This window comes from Antarctobacter albus (assembly GCF_900101505.1).
Lineage (GTDB): Bacteria > Pseudomonadota > Alphaproteobacteria > Rhodobacterales > Rhodobacteraceae > Antarctobacter > Antarctobacter albus.
In genome coordinates this window covers 328,640-347,861 of record NZ_FMZI01000005.1, presented here as the reverse complement: position 1 = coordinate 347,861, position 19,222 = coordinate 328,640, and the positions used below count along the sequence as shown (strand labels likewise).

The 19,222-nt window shown below is 65.4% G+C and carries 14 protein-coding genes and 3 pseudogenes; 11 read left to right on the top strand and 6 right to left on the bottom strand.

Translation table 11 applies throughout. The features are described from left to right. Positions 1 to 32 precede the first annotated feature (32 nt). The 3 genes and pseudogenes from BLQ71_RS11360 to BLQ71_RS25765 form a co-directional block, all read left to right on the top strand. Positions 33 to 356, top strand: a pseudogene (locus BLQ71_RS11360) (dihydrodipicolinate synthase family protein); the annotation flags it as partial. Beyond that, positions 353 to 1,711, top strand: a pseudogene (locus tag BLQ71_RS11355) (aldehyde dehydrogenase family protein); the annotation flags it as partial. The pseudogenes BLQ71_RS11360 and BLQ71_RS11355, both read left to right, overlap by 4 nt. Positions 1,712 to 1,729: 18 nt before the next feature. Then, on the top strand, positions 1,730 to 2,293 hold the full coding sequence (locus BLQ71_RS25765) for an FAD-binding oxidoreductase/lyase (protein ID WP_083342222.1): 564 nt from the start codon (positions 1,730 to 1,732) through the stop codon (positions 2,291 to 2,293). Between the two features lie 15 nt (positions 2,294 to 2,308). On the opposite strand, the pseudogene BLQ71_RS11350 reads toward BLQ71_RS25765, so the two are convergent. The 4 genes and pseudogenes from BLQ71_RS11350 to BLQ71_RS11335 all read right to left on the bottom strand — a co-directional run bounded on the left by BLQ71_RS11350 (position 2,309) and on the right by BLQ71_RS11335 (position 7,105). After that, positions 2,309 to 3,375, bottom strand: a pseudogene (locus BLQ71_RS11350) (trimethylamine methyltransferase family protein). A gap of 168 nt (positions 3,376 to 3,543) precedes the next feature. Then, positions 3,544 to 4,629 (bottom strand): FAD-binding oxidoreductase, encoded by a 1,086-nt coding sequence (locus BLQ71_RS11345; RefSeq protein ID WP_074621798.1) that lies wholly within the window; start codon positions 4,627 to 4,629, stop codon positions 3,544 to 3,546. A 4-nt stretch (positions 4,630 to 4,633) separates the two neighbouring features. After that, a complete protein-coding gene (locus BLQ71_RS11340; protein WP_074621797.1) occupies positions 4,634 to 5,875 on the bottom strand; it encodes an aromatic ring-hydroxylating oxygenase subunit alpha in 1,242 nt (413 codons plus the stop codon). 177 nt (positions 5,876 to 6,052) lie between these two features. Then, the gene (locus BLQ71_RS11335) at positions 6,053 to 7,105 is read right to left on the bottom strand and encodes a GlxA family transcriptional regulator (RefSeq protein ID WP_074621796.1); all 1,053 of its coding nucleotides are present in this window, start codon (positions 7,103 to 7,105) and stop codon (positions 6,053 to 6,055) included. A gap of 95 nt (positions 7,106 to 7,200) precedes the next feature. On the opposite strand from BLQ71_RS11335, the gene BLQ71_RS11330 reads away from it, so the two are divergent. From BLQ71_RS11330 to BLQ71_RS11315, 4 genes are read left to right on the top strand one after another with little or no spacing between them, the layout of a single operon-like run. Then, positions 7,201 to 8,454, top strand: a complete 1,254-nt coding sequence (locus BLQ71_RS11330; RefSeq protein WP_074621795.1) for a sarcosine oxidase subunit beta family protein — start codon at positions 7,201 to 7,203, stop codon at positions 8,452 to 8,454. Between the two features lie 10 nt (positions 8,455 to 8,464). Then, complete coding sequence (locus tag BLQ71_RS11325) at positions 8,465 to 8,767, top strand: sarcosine oxidase subunit delta (RefSeq protein ID WP_069208938.1); 303 nt, start codon at positions 8,465 to 8,467, stop codon at positions 8,765 to 8,767. After that, positions 8,764 to 11,754, top strand: coding sequence for a sarcosine oxidase subunit alpha (locus tag BLQ71_RS11320; protein ID WP_074621794.1), 2,991 nt, complete (start codon positions 8,764 to 8,766; stop codon positions 11,752 to 11,754). The genes BLQ71_RS11325 and BLQ71_RS11320 overlap by 4 nt, the downstream gene beginning before the upstream one ends. 10 nt (positions 11,755 to 11,764) lie before the next feature. Further along, a complete protein-coding gene (locus BLQ71_RS11315; protein ID WP_074621793.1) occupies positions 11,765 to 12,319 on the top strand; it encodes a sarcosine oxidase subunit gamma in 555 nt (184 codons plus the stop codon). A 90-nt stretch (positions 12,320 to 12,409) separates the two neighbouring features. Here the strand turns inward: BLQ71_RS11315 and BLQ71_RS11310 are convergent, their stop codons facing one another. Beyond that, positions 12,410 to 14,455, bottom strand: coding sequence for an NADH:flavin oxidoreductase (locus BLQ71_RS11310; RefSeq protein WP_074621792.1), 2,046 nt, complete (start codon positions 14,453 to 14,455; stop codon positions 12,410 to 12,412). Positions 14,456 to 14,572: 117 nt separating this feature from the next. Here BLQ71_RS11310 and BLQ71_RS11305 point away from each other — a divergent pair, with 117 nt between their 5' ends. Beyond that, complete coding sequence (locus BLQ71_RS11305) at positions 14,573 to 15,214, top strand: TetR/AcrR family transcriptional regulator (RefSeq protein ID WP_074621791.1); 642 nt, start codon at positions 14,573 to 14,575, stop codon at positions 15,212 to 15,214. Between the two features lie 6 nt (positions 15,215 to 15,220). Here BLQ71_RS11305 and BLQ71_RS11300 read toward each other — a convergent pair whose 3' ends face one another. After that, positions 15,221 to 16,234, bottom strand: coding sequence for a LacI family DNA-binding transcriptional regulator (locus BLQ71_RS11300; protein ID WP_074621790.1), 1,014 nt, complete (start codon positions 16,232 to 16,234; stop codon positions 15,221 to 15,223). 161 nt (positions 16,235 to 16,395) lie between these two features. Here BLQ71_RS11300 and BLQ71_RS11295 point away from each other — a divergent pair, with 161 nt between their 5' ends. From BLQ71_RS11295 to BLQ71_RS11285, 3 genes are read left to right on the top strand one after another with little or no spacing between them, the layout of a single operon-like run. Further along, on the top strand, positions 16,396 to 17,409 hold the full coding sequence (locus BLQ71_RS11295; protein WP_074621789.1) for a TRAP transporter substrate-binding protein: 1,014 nt from the start codon (positions 16,396 to 16,398) through the stop codon (positions 17,407 to 17,409). Then, positions 17,409 to 17,942: a TRAP transporter small permease gene (locus tag BLQ71_RS11290; RefSeq protein WP_074621788.1), complete on the top strand. Its 534-nt coding sequence runs from the start codon at positions 17,409 to 17,411 to the stop codon at positions 17,940 to 17,942. Before BLQ71_RS11295 ends, BLQ71_RS11290 begins: the two co-directional genes overlap by 1 nt. Next, positions 17,939 to 19,216: a TRAP transporter large permease gene (locus tag BLQ71_RS11285; RefSeq protein WP_074621787.1), complete on the top strand. Its 1,278-nt coding sequence runs from the start codon at positions 17,939 to 17,941 to the stop codon at positions 19,214 to 19,216. Before BLQ71_RS11290 ends, BLQ71_RS11285 begins: the two co-directional genes overlap by 4 nt. The last annotated feature ends 6 nt before the right edge of the window (positions 19,217 to 19,222 follow it).

Here is a 19,222-nt window from a genome sequence, read left to right as displayed (position 1 = left end):
GATCGAACAGGGCGATGTCGAGGGCGCGGGCCAGCTGGGTCTGCGCCGGATCGCACTTCCTGCCGGGGGAGCATATTTCGCTTTGGCGCGCCTGCCGGGTCAAAGGCGACTTCGACAAGGGCCGCCGGATCATGTCGGCGATGATGCCCCTGATGCGGGTGCTGGAGCAGGGCGGCAAGTTCATCCAGTGCGTGAAGCACGGCTGCGAGAAGATGGGCCAGTACGCCGGCCCGCCGCGACCGCCGCTGCGCCGGCTCAACAAGGACGACAGGCGGCAGATGGAACAGGTGGTGCGCGTCCTCAAACGTACCGTGGCCGAGATCGAGGCTGGACCCCAGGCGGAGGCAGCAGAATGAGCGATCTGTTGACCCGTGGGGAATACAAGGCCTTCGCCGCCGGGCTGACCCTGCCGGTGCAGGCTTTCGTCGACGGCAGCTTTCGGCCCGCGCAATCAGGCAAGACCTTCGACAGCGTGAACCCGGCCACCGGGGCGGTTCTGGCGCAGGTCGCCGCCTGCGGGGTCGAGGACGTCGGTTTTGCCGTGCAGAAGGCCCGGGACGCCTTCGAGGATGGCCGCTGGTCGCGCCTGCATCCCGGTCAGCGCAAGGAAGTGCTGATCCGGCTGGCCAAGCTGATGAAGCGCAACGCGCGTGAACTGGCGGTGATTGAAAGCCTCGACAGCGGCAAGACGATCTACGACTGCGAGACCGTGGACGTGCCCGAGACGATCCATTGCCTGACCTGGCACGCGGAACTGATCGACAAGATCTACGACCAGGTCTCTCCGGCCTCGGACGATCACATCGCGCTGGTTGTCCGCGAACCCGTGGGGGTCGTCGGCCTCGTGCTGCCCTGGAACTTTCCCCTGCTGATGCTGGCCTGAAAGATCGGCCCGGCGCTGGCGGCGGGCTGTTCGGTGATCGTGAAACCGGCTGAGGAGACCTCGCTGACCGCGCTGCGTATCGCCGAACTGGCGATGGAGGCGGGCGTGCCTGCGGGCGTCTTCAACGTGTTGCCGGACACTGGCCCGGAGGTGGGCGAACCGCTGGGCCGTCACATGGACGTGGATGCGCTCAGTTTTACCGGTTCCACGGAAACCGGGCGGCGCTTCCTGCGCTACGCGGCTGAATCGAACCTCAAGGAAGTCACGCTGGAGATGGGCGGCAAGAACCCGGCCGTGGTGCTGGAAGATGCCGAGAACCTGGGCCGGGTGGCGGCCCATGTGGTCAATGGCGCCTTCTGGAACATGGGCGAGAACTGTTCCGCATCCTCGCGCCTGATCGTGCAGAATGGCATCAAGGAGGCCCTGCTGGAACGGGTAAAGGCCCATGCCCGGGAATGGCGGATGGGCGATCCGCTGGGCCCGGTGAGCCGGGTGGGTGCGCTGGTATCCGCCGCGCATTTCGACAAGGACCGGTCCTGCCTGAAGGGGCCCAAGGTGGTGATGGGCGGCAAGGCCGAGAACGGCTTTGTCGAGCCGACCATCCTGGAGGTCGCTCCGGACGCGTCCCAGGCCCGGGAAGAGATCTTTGGCCCGGTGCCGTCGGTGCTGACGGTGGATGGCTTCGACGAGGCGATCGCCCTGGCCAATGACACGGAGTACGGCCTGGCCGCTTCGATCTTTACCGCCAACGTCAAGCGGTCAATCCGCGGCGCGCGGGCGCTGCGGGCGGGCACCCTGACCGTCAACGGCCATCTCGAGAGCTTCGGCTTCGAGTAGGAGCGGCTGATGCAGCTCTTTCTCTACGCGGTGATGACGCCGGAACTGGACGCCGAGACCCTGAAAGCCCTCGGCGGGCAGAGCCGCTGGGGCATCACGCCCTCGGACCCGATGGACACCACGGTGCGCCGCAACGACAGCGGCCAGGGCGGCAACCGGATCGTCACGCGCACCTGCGCCACTTTGGCGCCGGGGCACCAGATCGGCGCGGGCCAGGTGGCACGGGCCGCGCGGGTCATGCAATGCAAGTTCGACGACCGTTTCCCGCAGCTGCGCGGTATGAAGATGGACTATTCCTGGGCCGGGCACCTCTGCCTGACGCTCAACAGCGTGTCGGTCATGCGCCGGCTGGACGAGGGGCTGTTCTCGGGCTGCGTGCAGAACGGGCTGGGCACCGCGCGCGGCACGCTGACCGGGATCGGCGCGGCGGAATTGGCCTGCGGCGTCGACAGCGACATCACCCGGCATTTTGCCGCCGAGGTACAGCCCAGGCGCCTGCCACCGCAGCCCTTCCAGCGGATCGGCGCCAATGCGGTGCTGCGCTACAAGGAATGGCGCGCGCGCGACGATTGAGCCGCGCGCCTGCCGCTATTGCGGCAGGCTCAGTTTGGCCATGCGGTCTAAGTCCACCGTGTAGACCTGCCCCGCGACAAAGCCGCTTTCCCCAGCCGCCAGGAAGGCCACCAGCGCGGCAACCTTCGGGTTCCATGACCTCGCCGGGGCTCTCTTGTTCAAAGAGATTTTCCACGATCCCTGCGAGCCGATCGTCGATTTCGAGGAGTGCAAAGAAGACCAGCCGGCAAGGGCGGGGCCAGACGGGGAGTTCTCAGTCAATACTCCTGGTTCAGGGCATCCGCGGCGGATGATCTGGGTATAGGCGAGCGCGCTCAGCGCCTCGGCGTTCAGCTGCGCGACCGTGGCCGGCACGCTGTCGGGTGTGTTGGCCCCGCCCAGCACGAAGGACGAGCAGAGCACCGGCTGGTTGCGGCGGCAGAAGGCGCGCATGGCGCCCAGCATCGTCTCGTCCCAGACCAGCGGCGAGTTGCAGTTGCCGGTGGTGACCGGGTTCTGCTCCATGAAGTCCTCGCCGAAGAGGATCGCGCACTCTCCATCACGTCCTCGGCGTTCTTCGGGCTGGTGGTCATGCCCATGAAGGTCTTGTCCGAGTGTTTCATCGAGGAATAGGTGATGCGCAGGTGCCGCTACGAAATCGGGTGGTCGCAGGGTTCGACGATGTGATGGGCCGAGGAATGCTGGCTGGGTTCCATGTGCGCCAGCTTGTGGAACATGGCCAGGTCGTCCAGCGTGGGGATGCGCCGCACGTCGTCCAGGTCGCGCAGGTAGGGCGCGCCGGTCATCGGCACAAAGAGCGAATGCGGCCCGCCAAGGCGGAGGTTGTCGGCCGGGTTGCGCGCCGAATAGGTGAAGTCGGTGGGGATCGTGGCGATCAGGTCGCGGATCAACCCACGGTCCGGGTAGACCATCTCGCCCTCGACCCTGGCACCCGCCGTCTTCCAGTCGGCCAGCGCGACGGGGTCGCGAAACATCACGCCGACATTTTCAAGGATGTCCATCGAGGCCGCGTCGATCCGCTCGACCTGGGCCCCGTCCGTCACCTCGCAAAGCGGAATGCCCCGGGTCAGCCCCGGCAGCATCCGCAGGTCCCGCGTGCTGCGCAGCGTGCGGGTCAAGGTCTCAGTCATCGCGGGATCTCCTCTGGCTCGAGAAGATCATGCCGCCCGCCACACCCCCGCTGGCGTGCCGGATTCCGAAGTGCCCGCAACGACAAACGACCCCGGCCCGCCAAGGCGGGCCGGAGAGTATCAGACGTCGAGTTCGACGGCGCCGATGGGCTTGGAGCAGCAGGCGAGGATGTAACCGTCGTCGATATCGTCCTCGGAGATGCCGCCGTTATGGACCATGTGCACTTCACCGGAGGTCTTCTTGACCTTGCAGGTGCCGCAAACGCCAAAGGTGCAGCCCGAGGGGATGACGATCCCGGCGCCGCGGGCGACGGCCAGGACGGTGTCCGTCTCGGTGCAGTCCGCCGTGACCTCGGAACGGGCGAAGGCGATGCTGGCGCTGGCCTCCTCGTCCGGGATGACGTCGTCATGCTCGGGCAGCTGCTCTTCTTCCTTGACCGGGGCGGTAAAGCTCTCCTGGTGGTAGCGGTCCATGTCGTAACCAAGCGCGATCAGCATTTCGCGCACGGCATTCATGAAAGGCTCGGGTCCGCAGCAATAGACTTCGCGGTCGAGGTAGTCGCCCGCGATCAGGCCGATCATCAGCTGGTTGAGCCGCCCGCGCAGCCCGGTCCACACCCGGTAGGGATCATCCTCCTCGACGATGAAGAACAGCTTGAGCGAGGGCACGCGCGAGGCCATCTGTTCCAGCCGCTGGCGCGCGATGATGTCCTGCGGACGGTGGGCGCAATGCACGAAGGTGACGTCGATGTTGGTGCCACGGTCGTAGAGGTAGGTGGTCATCGACAGCGAGGGCGTGATGCCGGACCCGGCCGAGATGAACAGGTATTTCTTCTGCTCCTTGCGGGGCAGCGAGAAGATCCCGGCGGGGCCGATTGCCTTGATCTTCATCCCCGGTTGCAGGTGGCCCAGCATCCAGCGCGTGCCGACACTGCCCGCCTGCGCCTTGACCGTGACCGCGATGGTCAGCGGCCGCGAGGGTGAAGACGAGATCGTGTAGGTGTTCCAGACCGTGCCGCCCGGAACGGGCAGTTCCAGCGTCAGGAACTGCCCCGGGTCATAGCTGAACTGCGCGCCGGAGGGCGATACAAAGCTGAAGGTCGCGGTGTTCGGTGCCTCTGGCACGACCGCGCAGCAGACCAGCGGCTCGGCGTCGGTCCAGATGCCGTCATCCGCCGAAGCGGTGAGGTCCATGTCCAGTCCCATGTTCTTACTCCGCCGCGATCGGGGTGACGCCACCGGTGATCGCGCGGATCATCGTGTTAGCGTACCAGTCGACGAACTGGATGTTGCCGCCTTCGTGGGTCGGCGAATAGGGGCCGGGCTGGTAGGCGGGCGAGAGAATGCCGCGCTGGTTGTTCTCGACAACTTCGCGGTCCTCGTCGTTGGTCGCGATCCAGACCTCGGTCAGGCGCTTGAGGTCATAGTCCTGTCCTTCGACCGCATCCTTGTGGACCAGCCACTTGGTGCAGACCTCGGTTTCCGTTGCGCTGATCGGCGTGACACGGAACAGCAGGACGTGATCCGACAGGAAGTGGTTCCAGGTCGCGGGATACTTGAATTTCAACAGCGAGCCGGCGTTCCGGAAGGGCAGGTTGGAATTGGGTTTCGTCACCGCGACCTTGCCGTCCATCGTATAGCTTTCGCCGGCGTCCAGCAGCGGCGTGCGCACGAAACGCCAGTCGCCCAGTCCCGACATCTTGAAGGCCGAGGGGGCACCCGCCGCCTCGCAGCGCGCGCTGTGCTCCTGCTGCAGTCCGGTCAGTTCGCCGCTTTCGTCGTTGCCGATGGCGCGGGGATCCTCGGGGAAGGTGCGGCAGAGCGAGGGATGGTTGCCAGAGCAGTGATAGCACTCGCGGTTGTTTTCCCAGACCAGCTTCCAGTTGCCCAGCTCGACGATGGAGCTTTCATAGGCAACCTTGGAATTTTCCAGGTCGTGCGGCGCCAGGTAACGCGCGGTTTCTGCGGCCAGCTCGTCGATCGCGGGGGCGTTATCGGCCAGGCAGATGTAGACCATGCCCGACAGGTTGCGGCAGTGTACCTGCTTGAGCCCGTGTTTCGAGGCGTCGAAATCGGGACCCATGTCGCGCGCCCACAGCAGGCGCCCATCCAGCTCGTAGGTCCACTGGTGATAGGGGCAGACCAGCTTGGGGCCGGTGCCCTTCTTTGTCTTGCACAGGACAGACCCGCGATGACGGCATGAGTTGTGGAAGGCGCGGATTTGGCCGTCGTTGCCGCGCACGATGACGACGGAGTAGGCGCCGATCTCGTGCACGATGTAGTTGCCGGGCTTGGGGATCTCGCAGGAGGGGATCGCAAAGAGCCATTCACGGTACCAGATGCGGTCCATGTCGGCCTGGAACACGCCCGGATCGCAATACAACTCCTGTGCGAGGGAATAATCGGGCTTTCGGCGCATCAACGTCGAAAGAACATCAGATTCGCGCAGCATTCGGCACCTTTTCTGCTGTGTGCCCGCCCTGCGGCGGGAGATTGATCGCGTTGCAATGTCGATAAGGTCGGCGAGTCGGCGGACCGCCCCCGTGCCTCTTGCGCCGCAATCGCACGAGGCGCTTTCCGCCACGTCGAGAATTGCGACTCTGCATATCGAATTTGCGACCGGTGGCGTTCAGCCTCTTGGATTCAGCAGGATGCCGACGGCGGGCAGGTCCTCTTGCGGGCTGGCCTGGGCCTTGCGGTATTCGCCCGGGGCAAAGCCGCGTTCGGCCTTCAGCACGCGCGCCAGGTGGGTGCCGTCGCAGAACCCGGTGGCCAGCCCGATTTCGGCCACGGGATCATTCGTGCTGCGCAGTTTTTGCAGGGCGCGGTCCAGCCGGATATCCAGGTAGAGTTTCGAGGGTGGCTGTCCCAGATCGGCCAGCACGCGCCGTTCGAGTGTCCGCCTGCCAACCCCCAGTTGCCGGGCGAGCGCGGCAATCGACAGCGGCACCTCGATGTTCTGCTGCATGCGCAGGATCGCGCGTTTTACCAGGTCGTCCCTTGGCGTGCGGGCGGTTTGCTGGCCCGGCTGTGCCTCGTCCCCGCGCAGGGCCTCGTCGATCATCATGATGTTCAGGCTCTTGATGGCGGCGGACTGGCCGACGTGGCGTGAAACCAGGAAGGCGGCAAGGTGGGCGGAGCCATGCCCGCCGGAACAGGTCAGCCGGTCCCGGTCGACGACAAAGATCTGGTCCGAGACCGGCTGGACAGAGTCGAAACGGTTGACGAAATCCTGATGGTGGAACCAGCTGACACAACAGCGATAGCCGTCCAGCAACCCCGCCTCGTGCAGCAGGAAAACCCCGGTGCAGAGGCCCACGACGGGCGTTCCGGCCTCGGCGCGCGCCGTCAGAAAGGCGCTTTCCGCCCGGCTCAGCGCGGGCTTGTCGCCCATCACGCCGCCGACCACCACGATGTAATCGAACTTGCCCGCCCGGCGCAGCGAGGTGTCCGGCGTGACGCGCACGCCGCAACTGGACCGAACCGGGGTCATCGTGTCCGACAGCACCGCCCAGTCGCAGAGGATGGGCCGCGACATGTCCGCCTCGTCCGCGGCCAGCCGCAGAACGTCCACGAAATTGGCAAAGGCGGACAGGGTAAAGCTGTCCGCCAGCAGAAAGGCGACGCTCAGCCGCTTGCGTGGGGCAGGGGCGGGCGGTTTTGAACTGGTGCGTTTGGCCATGGCGCAAACCTGCGGGTTGGATGGCGCAATCATACCTGCGAGTCGCGCCGGACGCCAGTAGGGCTGCGCGGCAGTATTCCCCAGAGGTGCCGACCATGACCCATTTCAGTGCCTTCAGCCTGCTGAAGAACGCCTTGACCGGCCACAAGGCCTGGACCGAGCAATGGCCCGACAGCCAGCCCAAGAAAGAGTACGACGTGATCATCGTCGGCGCGGGCGGTCATGGCTTGGGTGCCGCCTATTATCTTGCCACGCAGCACGGCATCACCAATATCGCGGTGATCGACAAGGGCTGGCTGGGCGGCGGCAACACCGGCCGCAACACCACCATCATCCGCTCGAACTATCTCTATGACGAGAGCGCGAAGCTCTACGATCACGCGGTCGACCTGTGGGAGAACCTCAGCCAGGAACTGAACTACAACGTCATGTATTCGCGCCGCGGCGTGCTGATGTTGGCGCACAACGTGCATGACGTCCAGAGCTTCAAGCGGCACATCCATGCCAACCGCCTGAATGGCGTCGACAACCGCTGGCTGACGACGCAGGAGTGTAAGGATTACTGCCCGCCGCTGAACATCTCTCCGAACGCGCGTTACCCCGTCATGGGCGGTGCGCTTCAGGAACGCGCCGGGACGGCGAGGCACGATGCCGTGGCCTGGGGCTATGCCCGTGGCGCCGCCATGCGCGGCGTGGATATCATCCAGAACTGCGCGGTCACGGCGATCCGCCGGAACGCGGACGGGTCGGTGGCCGGCGTCGAGACCGCCAAGGGGTTCATCAAGGCCAAGAAGGTCGCCGTCTCTGCCGCAGGCCATACCTCGGTCGTGATGGAAACCGCCGGCGTCCGCCTGCCGCTGGAAAGCTATCCGCTGCAGGCGCTGGTCTCTGAGCCGGTCAAGCCGATCTTCCCCTGCGTGGTCATGTCGAACGCGGTGCACGCCTACATCAGCCAGTCCGACAAGGGCGAACTGGTGATCGGCTCTGGCACCGACCAGTACACGTCCTACAGCCAGCGCGGCGGCCTGCCGCTGATCGAGCACACCGTGGCCGCGATCACAGAGGTCTTCCCGATCTTCAACCGTATGCGGATGCTGCGGAAATGGGGGGGCATCGTGGACGTGACCCCGGACCGGTCGGCCATCATCTCCAAGACCCCGGTCGAGGGGCTTTATGTCAACTGCGGCTGGGGCACCGGCGGGTTCAAGGCGACACCCGGCGCGGCGCATACCTTTGCCTGGACCATCGCCAAGAACGAACCGCACCCGATCAACGCACCTTTCACGATGGAACGGTTCCGCACCGGCCGCCTGATCGACGAGGCCGCCGCCGCGGCTGTGGCTCACTGAGGATATCGAGATGCTTCTGATCCATTGCCCCTATTGCGAAGAGACGCTGCCCGAGGCCGAGTTCACCTATGCCGGCCAGGCGCATGTCATCCGCCCCGAAAACCCCTCTGGCCAGACCGACGACCAGTGGGAGGAGTTCCTGTTCATCCGCGCCAACCCCAAGGGTCCGCACTATGAGCGCTGGCGGCATTTCCACGGTTGCGGGCGGTTCTTCAACGCCGTGCGCGACACTGTTTCGGACAAGTTCCTGACCACCTACAAGGCGGGCGCCCCGCGCCCCGACCTCTCCAGCCTGACGGAGGGCCTGAAATGAGCCAGTTTCGCGTAGCGGGCAAGGGCCGCGTCGACACCGGTCGGCCCGTCACCTTTACCTTTGACGGCAAGTCCTACAAGGGCGTGCAGGGCGACACCGTCGCGTCGGCGCTGCTGGCGAATGGCGTGCACCTGATGGGCCGGTCGTTCAAGTACCATCGCCCGCGCGGCGCCGTCGCCGCCGGATCGGAAGAACCGAACGCCCTGGTCGGCACCCGTCGCGGCAAGGGCCGGTTCGAGCCGAACACCCGCGCCACGGTGCAGGAAATCTGGCAGGGGCTGGAGACGACCTCGCAGAACAAGTACCCGAGCCTCAAGTGGGACATCGGCGCGGTCAACGATGCCGCCTACATGCTGTTCTCTGCGGGTTTCTACTACAAGACCTTCATGTGGCCCAAGAATTTCTGGCACAAGGTCTATGAGCCGTTCATCCGCGCCGCTGCCGGCCTGGGCGTCTCCCCGACCGAGGAAGACCCGGACCACTACGCCTCGCGTTACCTGCATTGCGACGTGCTGATCGTCGGCGCCGGTCCCTCGGGGCTTGCCGCCGCCCGCGCGGCAGCCGTGGACGGGCTGAAGGTCGTCCTGGTCGATGAGAACCCGGAGGCAGGCGGCACGCTGCTGTCCGAGCCGCAGGCGCAGATCGACGGCAAACCGGCCTGGGACTGGCTGGCGGCGGAAGTCGAGGCACTGAAGGGTCTTGGCGTCCGGATCATGACCCGCACCACCGCCATCGGCTATTACCACCAGAACATGATCGGCATGGTCGAGAAGCTGACCGACCACTTGCCGGAGCTGCCCGCCGACACGCCGCGCGAACGGATGTGGCGGGTGCGGGCCGGTCAGGTCGTGCTGGCGCAGGGCGCGCTGGAAAAGCCGCTGGTCTTCCACGGCAACGACCGTCCCGGCGTCATGCTGGCGGGATCGGCGCAGACCTACCTGAACCGCTACGGCGTCCTGGTGGGCAAGAAGCCGGTTGTCCTGACTGCGCATGATTCTGCCTGGTACGCGGCTTTTGATCTGGCCGATGCCGGCGCCCGTGTTCAGGCCATTGTCGATACGCGCGACACCGTCCGCGAGGATCTGCTGGCCGCCGCACAGGACCGTGGCATCAAGGTCAAGCTGGCGCATACGGCCACCGGCACCACAGGGCGCCTGCGGGTCAATTCCCTGCGGGTGAACCCGGTCAAGGGCGGCACCGTCGGCGATGGTTATACCATTGCCTGCGACGCGGTGCTTATGTCCGGCGGCTGGACCCCCTCGCTGCACCTGTTCTCGCACACCAAGGGCTCGCTCACCTGGGACGACGACCTGACCACCTTCCTGCCCAAGGACACGCCCGAGGATTGCGTCATCGCAGGCGCAAGCCGTGGTCTCTGGGGGATCGAGGCAGTTTTGAACGACGGTGCCGAGAAGGGGCGTGAGGTGGCCGCGGCGCTGGGCAAGGCGCCTGCGACGATGGCCTATGCCGTCGAGGCGGATCGCCCCGGCACCGGCACCACGCACAAGGAACTGCCGACCGACCGCAGCCCGGGCAAGGCCAAGGCCTTTGTCGACTACCAGAACGACGTGACCGCCAAGGACCTGCGTTTGGCCGTGCGCGAGGGCATGCGTTCGATCGAGCACGTCAAGCGCTACACCACCAACGGCATGGCGACCGACCAGGGCAAGATGTCCAACATCAACGGGTTGAACATCGCCGCCGACGCGCTGGGCAAGAAGCAGCCGCAGGTGGGCCTGACCACCTTCCGCCCGCCCTATACGCCGACCTCCTTCGGCGCCTTCGCGGGTTACCACCGGGGCGAACACTTCGAGGTGACGCGCAAGACCCAGATCGACGGCTGGGCCGAGGAAAACGGCGCGGTGTTTGAGCCGGTCGGCCAGTGGCGTCGCGCCTGGTACTTCCCCAAGGCGGGCGAGGACATGGACGCTGCCGTGCGCCGCGAATGCGTCGCCACGCGCAAGTCCTTGGGGATCTTCGACGCCTCCACGCTGGGCAAGATCGAGGTCAAGGGACCGGATGCGGTCGAGTTCATGAACCGCATGTACACCAACCCCTGGACCAAGCTGGCGCCGGGTCGCTGCCGCTATGGCCTGCTCTGCGGCGATGATGGCTTCATCCGCGATGACGGTGTTATCGGTCGCCTGTCCGATGACTGCTTTCACGTCACCACCACCACCGGCGGCGCGGCGCGGGTGCTGAACATGATGGAGGACTATCTCCAGACGGAATGGCCCGACCTGAACGTCTGGCTGACCTCCACCACCGAGCAATGGTCGACCGTCGCGCTGAACGGTCCCAACGCCGCCAAGCTGCTTGGCGGGCTGGTCGAGGGCGTGGAGCTGACGGATGAGACCTTCCCGCACATGTCCTGCGTGGAATGCACCGTTGCGGGCATGCCCGCGCGGCTGTTCCGCATCAGCTTTACCGGCGAAATCGGGTTCGAGGTCAACGTGCCCGCACCGATGGGCCGCAAGCTGTGGGAGACCCTCTGGGAGGCCGGTCAGCAGTATGGCATCTGCGCCTATGGCACCGAGACGATGCACGTCCTGCGGGCCGAAAAGGGCTATATCATCGTCGGCCAGGATACCGATGGCACCGTCACGCCCTATGACGCGGGCATGGGTTGGGCCGTGGGCAAGAACAAGCCCGACTTCGTCGGCATGCGCGGGCTGGCACGGCCTGACCTTGTCGCGCCCGGGCGCAAGCAGCTTGTCGGCCTGCTGACCGATGATCAGTCCAGGCTGGAAGAAGGCGCGCAGATCGTCTTTGACCCGAACCAGCCGGTGCCGATGAAGATGGTGGGGCATGTGACCTCCTCCTATCACTCGGACGCTGTAGGCCGGCCCATCGCCCTGGCGCTGGTCGAGGGCGGACACGACAAGATGGGCGAGACCGTCCATATCCCGATGCCCGACCGCACCATCGCGGCAAAGATCACCTCGACGATCTTCGTCGATCCCGAAAACGCCCGTCTGAAGATCTGAGGAGCCTGTCATGAACGCACCGATTTCCTCTTTCACCCCCTCGGTCCTCGCGGAAAGCGCGGTAGCGCGGGTCAGCCTTGCCGCACCATGTGCACGGCTGTCCCTGCGGGCGCGCGGTGATCTTGCGCCGCTCAACGCGGCGCTGGGCTTGACGCTGCCCACGCGGATCGGCCAGCGCGCGCAGTCGGGTGAGTCCCAGGCGCTGTGCCTTGGTCCCGACGAATGGATGCTGCATGCGCCAGAGACGCTGGCGGCGGGTATGCAGGCGGCCTGTGACGAGGTCTATGGCACGCTGCCCCACAGCCTGGTCGACGTGTCGGGTCGCGAGGTCACCTTCGTGCTGGACGGTCCCCGTGCCGTGGATCTTCTGACGCTGGGCATGCCGCGCAACCCCGACAGCATCGCCGTGGGCGAGGGGCGCCGGATCAACTTCGACGGCGTGACGGTCCTGCTGTGGCGCGATGGCGAAACCGCGTTCCGCATGGACGTCTGGCACAGCTTTGCGCCACATCTGCTGCACTTGCTGGGGACCGGCGTGGCAGAGCTGGCCGCCGAAGCGGCCTGAGCCGCGCCAACCAGCGTGCGAGGAAACAGGAAAGGGCGGCCCCGGTGCCGCCCTTCTTTTCATGGGATACCCGCGTGAACCTCGCCGGTTTCAGATGTCCTTGACCAGTCGCAGCGCGTCATAGATCGCCGCATGGGTATTGCGGGCGCTGACAGCATCTCCGATGCGGAACAGTTGGAACCCCTCCGCCGGGCCGCGTGTCACGGTCTGCGGTTGGCCGCCGATCAGCGCGTCGTAGTCGACGGCCCCGCCGTTCGACGACAGCGGTTTCAGGTCGAAATACAGGTCATCCATCGGCAGCGTGCCATAGTTCACCACCACCTGATCATAGCGTTTCTCGGTCTTGAGATCGCTGTAATCCGTGCCGATCGTTGCCTTCAACTCGTTGCCGTCGCGGGCCACGTCCAGGAGGCGGCGGGTGACGGTAAAGGTCACGTCCTTGTCCTGCAATGCGCGCATGTAGGGCACCAGGTTCATCGCCATGATGTCCGGCGCAAAGGTCCGGTCCGGGGTCATCACCTCGACCGTGGCGCCGGCGTTGGCCGCGACCTCGGCGGCCATGAGGCCGGGGTGATCGCCGCTTTCGTCGTAGATCAGCACGTTCTGGCCGGGTTTCACGTCGCCCGCGATCATGTCCCAGGCGGTGACGACCAGGTCCTGCTCCTTGCCGCTCTCGAAGAGTTCGGTGTTGGGCATGCCGCCGGTGGCGACGATCACCACGTCGGGGTCGAGCGCGGTCACGTCCTCGACCTCGGCCCAGGTGTTGAAACGGAACTCGACATCGCGCGCGGCACATTGCGCCATGCGCCAGTCGATGATCGAGATCATCTCGCGCCGGCGCGGGTTCTGCGCGGCCAGGCGGACCTGTCCGCCGGGGTCGGGCTGCGCCTCGAACACCGTCACGTCATGGCCGCGCTCGGCGGCGACGCGGGCGGCCTCAAGACCGGCGGGGCCTGCGCCGACGATCACCACCTTCCTGCGGTCGGCGGCAGGCGCGATCGTATGCGGCATGGTCAGCTCGCGCCCTGTGGCGGCGTTGTGGATGCACAGTGCCTCACCCGCGGCGTAGATCCTGTCGAGGCAATAGGTGGCGCCGACGCAGGGACGAATGTCATCCTCGCGCCCCTCGATGATCTTTTTCACCACATGCGGGTCGGCCATGTGGGCACGGGTCATGCCGACCATGTCCAGCAGACCCGCCGCGACGGCGTGGCGCGCCGTGGCCACGTCGGGGATTTTGGCGGCGTGGAAGGTGGGCATGCCCGTGGCCTTCTTGACCGCGCCGGCAAAATCCAGGTGCGGCGCGTTCTTCATGCCCTGCACCGGGATCACGTCCGTCATGGCGGGATCGGTATGGATGCGGCCACGAATGACGTTCAGGAAATCGACCTTTCCCCCGGCGGCGAGGCGTTTCGAAATCTCGATCCCCTCTTCGGAGGTGATGCCGCCTGCTTCGGCCTCGTCTGCGGTATAGCGCAGGCCGACGATGAACTCGGTGCCCACCCGTTTGCGAATGCCGTCCAGAACGTCGTTCAGCAATTGCATCCGCGACTCAAGCGTCCGACCGCCATATGGGCCATCAAGATCATTCGTGAGCGGAGACCAGAACTGGTCCAGCAGGTGGCCATAGACCTGCAGCTCGACCCCGTCCATACCGCCGGCCTGCATCCGTTCGGTGGCATCGGCGAAATCCGCGATGATGCGCTCGATGTCCCAGTCCTCGGCCAGTTTCGGGAACGCCCGGTGTGCCGGCTCGCGGTGTTTCGAAGAGGAAACCGAGGGCAGCCAGTCGCCCTTGTTCCAGGCGGTGCGGCGGCCCAGGTGCGTCAGCTGGATCATCACCGCGCTGCCGTGTTCGTGGCAGGCATCGGTCAGGTTGCGGATCCACGGCACGACCTCGTCCTTGTAGGCGAGGATATTGTTGAAGACAGGGGGGCTGTCCTTGGATACGGCGGCCGAACCGGCTGTCATCGTCAGCGCCACGCCCGCTTTCGCCCGTTCCGCGTGATAGGCGGCGTAGCGCTCCTTGGGCATCCCGTCCTCGGGGTAGGCCGGTTCGTGGCTGGTGGTCATGATGCGGTTGCGCAGCGTCAGGTGCTTGAGCTGGTAGGGCTGCAGAAGAGGATCGTTGGACATGGGGCCTCCGCGTGTTGACGGGCCAGCGATGCACTGAATGTTCATCTATGTCAAGTTTGTGTTCATGTGTGTCGAGTTTTCTTGTGGCAGCTCGGTCCTGCTGCTAGAAGATCCGTCATGACGCAGGATACGGACGAAAAAACGAAAGGGTGGCGGGGATCGCGAGAGCTTTGGCTCGACGCGGCGCGCGAGGCTTTCATCGCTTCGGGCATCGACGCGGTGAAGATCCAGCCGCTGGCCAGCAGGCTTGGCCTGTCGCGAACCAGTTTCTACTGGTTCTTCGACGACCGGGAGGCCCTGCTGCAGGCGCTGCTGGACGATTGGGAAGAGATCAACACCCGATGCCTTGTCCAGGCGACCGAGGGCTTTGCCGAGACCATCACCGAGGCGGTGCTTTCGGTGATCGGGGTGTTCCTGCCCGGGGGCGGGTTCGAACCCCGGCTGGACCTGGCGGTGCGGGGCTGGGCGCACCAGTCCGACGCCATCGCCGCCAAGGTGAATTCCACGGACGAACTGCGCCTTTCGGCCATCCGGGCGATGTTCGAGCGGTTCGGCTTTGATCCGGATGAAGCCGACGTGCGGGCGCGCACGATGTACCTGGTGCAGATCGGCTATATCTCGATGCAGGTGCAGGAAGATGTCGGCCTGCGCCTGGCGCGGATCCCCAACTACGTGAAGACCTTTACCGGGCAGGCCCCAGATGCGCGCGACCTGGCGCGTTTCGAGGCGCGGCATGGCGGTGCCGACCTGGCAGGCTAGGTGGTGTCAGGGCAGGTTCTCGCGGAAGTAGATTTCAAGCCGCAGGGGGCGTGGGCGCGGTTCGGGCTGCGACAGCGCCCGGATCGCGGCCTCGATCAACAGGTCCGGGTCCTGGTCGAAGACGGCGTCCATGCTGCCTTCCAGCAGGGCGCGGCGCGTGTCCGGTGTCAGGCCGTGACCGATGAAGGTGACAGTCGTCCTGTCGCGCTCGCGCAGGGCGCGGCTGATCCCGTTGGATGATCCGCCCACGTTGTAGATGCCGACAAGATCCGGCGCCTGATCCAGCAGGGCCAGCGTGCGACGATAGTTCTCGCCCGCGTCATCATGCCCCTCGCGCATACCGATCACGCGCAGGTGCGGGAACATCTCTTCCTGGATGCTGAGAAAGCCGGCCTCGCGTTCCGAATGGGCGCGGTAGTGGCGCGATCCGGCAACCAGCGCCACGGCCCCGGTATCCGAATGCGCCAGCCGCCCTATCAACAACCCTGCCGTCCGCCCGACGGCTCGGTTGTCCAACCCGACGTGGGCGACATCCGGCAGGGTTCCCAGGTCCGAAACGATGGTGACCAGCCGGGTGCCGCCTGCGGCCACTTCCAGCGCGGCTTCGCGCACCTCGGGATGCTCGATGGCGAAAAAGGCGATGGCATCGGCCCAGGCAGCATTTTTGCGCAGCGCCTCGGCCAGTGCGGTGGCATCGAAACTTTCAATAAAGAAACAGCGCAGGAACGGGTCGTTTATACCCGATCGTCCGATCCGCGCCTTTACCCGTTCACCCAGCAGGCGCAGGTAGGGGTTCGATCCCGCAGGCAGCAGCATGACCATGTTCAGGGGGCGTTCCGTGCCATAGCGTTCGGCGTCCTCGGTCGAGAGGAACCCGATCTCGCGGGCTATTTCCAGGACCCGCCCGCGCGTGCGTTCCTTGACGCCCTTGCGTCGGTTGATGACCCGGTCGACCGTGGCCAGCGAAACGCCTGCGCGTGCGGCAATATCGGAAAGTTGTGGTTTTGTGCTGTCCGTCATTCTGCGCTCTTTTGACGGACCTCAAAAACCGTCATTTCATTTCCTTTGACGAAGCGTGGCTCAAAACCATAACCTTGGTCAAGCCTGTTGAAATCATGAATTGGGGCCAAGCCAAGGCATGATGAAACATCAAAACGCATCATAATCTGGGAGGAGACCCGATGCTGAAGTCTCAAGGATTGACCCGCCGTACCCTGCTGGCCACCGGCGCCGGCGCCCTGGCCGCACCCTTCCTGGCGCGTCCCGGCCTTGCCGCCACGACCCTGCGCTATGGTCACAACAACGAGGTCGCCTCTGTCGCGGGCGCCCAGGCCGACTGGTTCGCCGAGGCGCTGGGCCAGACGTCGGGTGGCGACATCAACGTGCAGGTCTTCCCCAACAGCCAGCTGGGCAAGCTGCAGGAATTGGCCGAGGCCGTGTCGCTGGGCACCATCGCCTTTTCGCACAACACCGCCGGCGCGCTGGGCTCGCTTTACCAGCCCTTCGCGGCGCTGGACACGCCGTACCTGTACCGTGACGTCGATCACCTGATGAAGGTGACGGATGTCGAAAGCCCGGTCATGCAGGAGCTGAACGAGGGCCTGATCGCCGCCGCCAACGTGCGCGTGATTTATGCCCATTACTTCGGCCGCCGGAACCTGACCTGCAACAAGGCGGTCATGTCGCCCGAAGACCTGGCCGGGACCAAGATCCGAGCCGTGCCCTTCCCGATCTACACCACCGCGGTCGAGGGCATGGGCGCCGTCGCGGTGCCGGTTGACTGGTCCGAGGTGCCGACCGCGCTGGCCACCGGCGTCGTGCAGGGGCAGGAAAACCCGGTCAACGTGGTGCTGAACGTCAAGCTCTACGAGGTGCAGTCGCACCTGATGCTGACCGGCCACATGTCCAACGCCGAGGTTGTCGTGATGAACGAGGATGCCTGGCAGGGCCTCGACGCCAAGCAGAAGGATGCGGTGCGCGAAGCCTCGGAGCAGACGCGCCAGAAGGCGACCAAGGCGATCCTCGACAACGAGGAAGCCGAGACGCAAAAGCTGCGCGACCTGGGCATGACCGTGATCGGCGCCGAGGACGGTCTGCAGCTGGACGCCTTCCGCGCCTCGGTCAGCAAGCTGGTCGACGAACGCTTTGGCGCCGAATACGGCGACCTCTACGCAAAGATCGCGGCGGTCGCCTGATGAAGCGTAGCGAACCGGGCCGCGCGATCCTCGCGCGGCTCGCCCGTTTCGGGGTCATCCTGGGTATGGGCCTGCTGGTGTTGATGGCCGGACTGGTCGTGACGCAGGTGGCCGCGCGCAATTTCTACGACCTGGGGCTTCCCTGGGCGGATGAACTGGCGCGGTTTTCCGGCATCGGGCTGGTGTTTCTTTCCGTGCCCTGCCTCGCCGGACGGCATGTGCTGGTCTCGGTCTCGATGCTGCCCGATGCCTCGCCCCCGGCGGCACGCAAGGTCATGCACCTGATCGGGGACATCGCCACGCTGGCTTTCGCCGCGCTGATGCTCTGGAGCTTTGCCGAGTTCCTGCCGCGCGCTGGCAAGTTCCTGACGCCCGCGATGCGCGTGCCCAACTGGGTCTACTACAGCCTCGCGCTGACCGGCAGCCTGTTCCTCTTTGCCGTCGCGCTGCACCGTGTTGCCCGCACCCTGACAGGGCGCGCCCCAACCGAGCCCTACCATGATCCCAGGGACGATAGCGGACTACCCACATGAGCCTCATTCTTGTCGCCCTCTTTCTCGCGCTGCTGGCCGTCGGCGTGCCGATCGCGGTTTGCCTAGGCCTGTCCTCGGCCGTTGTCATCGTGATGCAGGGGCTGCCAGTTGCGGTCCTGTCGCAGCGCAGCCTGAATGCTCTGGACAGCTCGCCCCTGCTGGCGGTGCCGCTCTTCATCCTTGCCGCCAACCTGCTGAACGCGACCGGGGTGACGACGCATCTCTTTGACCTCGTGCGGATGATCTTTGGCCGTATTCGGGGCGCCGTCGCGCAGGTCAGCGTCTTTGTCTCGCTGATCTTCTCGGGCATTTCCGGCGCGGCCCTAGCCGACATCGGCGCGCTTGGCGCAATCCAGATCAACCAGATGAAGGCGCAGGGCTACCGCGAGGAATTTGCCGCCGGTGTCACCGTCGCCGCCGCCACCATCGGACCGATCTTTCCGCCCTCGATCCCGATCATCATCTATGCCTCGGTCGCAAATGTCTCGGCGGTCAAGCTGCTGCTGGCGGGGATCATTCCGGCGCTGTTGCTTACGGGCCTGTTGATGGCGCAGATCGCGATCATCGCCCGCGTCAAGGGCCTGCCGCGCGACACCGTCCGGGCCGAGCCCAAGGCGATTGCGCGCCAGGCGGTGATCTCCATTCCCGCGCTGCTGGCACCGGTCCTGCTGATCGGCGGGCTGATGAGCGGATGGTTCGGCCCGACAGAGGTCGCGGGCGTCACCGTCGCCTATGCCACGCTGATCGGGATCGTCGTCTATCGCTCGCTCACCCTGCGCAAGATGGGCGCGGCCCTGCGCGAAACCGTGGAGTCCACCGCCAATATCCTTTTTGTCGTGGCCACGGCGGCGCTGTTCGCCTGGGTGCTGACGCTGGACCAGGTGCCAATGAAGGTCTCCGGTTTCCTTCTGGGCCTGTCGGAAAACCCGCTGGTGCTGCTGCTGATCGTCAACGTCTTTCTGCTGATCGTCGGCATGGTGCTGGAAAGCATCGCCGCCATCCTGATCATCGCGCCCATCGTGGCGCCCGCGCTGACCGCTGCCGGGGTGGATCCGCTGCAACTGGGGATCGTCTTTGTCCTGAACCTGATGATTGGTCTGCTGACGCCGCCGGTGGGCATGAGCCTCTACATGATCACCATCATCACCAAGATGCCGATCAACCGCGTCATTGCCGGGGTGCTGCCCTTCTTCATCCCGCTTCTTCTCTCGCTCCTGGTGGTCTCTGCCGTGCCGGCGCTGTCCACCTGGCTTCCCGAAACACTGATGAACTGAGGTTCG